At 64.0% G+C, this 792-nt stretch carries 1 protein-coding gene; it reads left to right on the forward strand.

Translation table 11 applies throughout. The features are described from left to right. On the forward strand, positions 1–714 hold a 714-nt coding region (locus C6W91_RS21210; RefSeq protein ID WP_370571620.1), incomplete at its 5' end, for an IS1634 family transposase. Between the last annotated feature and the right edge of the window lie 78 nt (positions 715–792).

Below are 792 nucleotides of genomic sequence, written 5' to 3' on the forward strand. Positions count from 1 at the left end.
TTCGACGAGACCGGACTGGCCGAGGATCGCTTTGCCGGTCATCGCCTGATCGTCGCCCATGATCCGCTTCGTGCCGCTGAACAGGGCGATCGGCGTCGCGCCCGCATCGCCGAGCTTGACGCCATGGCCGAAAAGATGGTCGGCAAGCTCGACGCTCAAGATGCCGGAAAGACCGCCAAGGGACGCCGCGCCTCCGACCGCGGGGCCTACAGCCGCTTCACCCGCGCCGTCGCGGAGGCCGAGCTCACGCGCTTTCTCAAGGCCGATCTCAACGCAGACCGCTTCAGCTGGTCGGCCGACGAAGACGCCATTGCCCAGGCCGAACTCTTCGACGGCAAGCTCGCGCTGATCACCAACGCCCCCGATCTGAGCCCTGCCGAGGCTGTCGCCCGATACAAAGGCCTCGCAGACATCGAGCGTGGCTTCCGCGTGCTGAAATCCGACATCGAGATCGCGCCAGTTCACCACCGGCTGCCCGACCGCATCCGCGCCCACGCCATGATCTGCTTCCTGGCTCTCGTCCTCTACCGCGTCATGCGCATGCGTCTGAAGGCGAAAGGCCACAGCGCGAGCCCGCGCACCGCCCTCGATCTTCTGGAACGCATTCAACAGCACGTCGCCCGTATCGGCCCGACTGCCAAGACAACCATCACGCGCCAACAACCGGAACAACTCGACCTCTTCGAAGCCCTGGATCTGAAAACACCCGCCTGAAACGGCCATGTTGTGGCAAAAGCGGGCATCCCGCTCCAACAATATCAGTCGCTTACGCGCTTAGCTGTTGAAGTTGGG

Source organism: Phaeobacter sp. SYSU ZJ3003 (assembly GCF_041300735.1).
GTDB classification, from domain to species: Bacteria; Pseudomonadota; Alphaproteobacteria; order Rhodobacterales; family Rhodobacteraceae; genus Phycobacter; species Phycobacter gallaeciensis_A.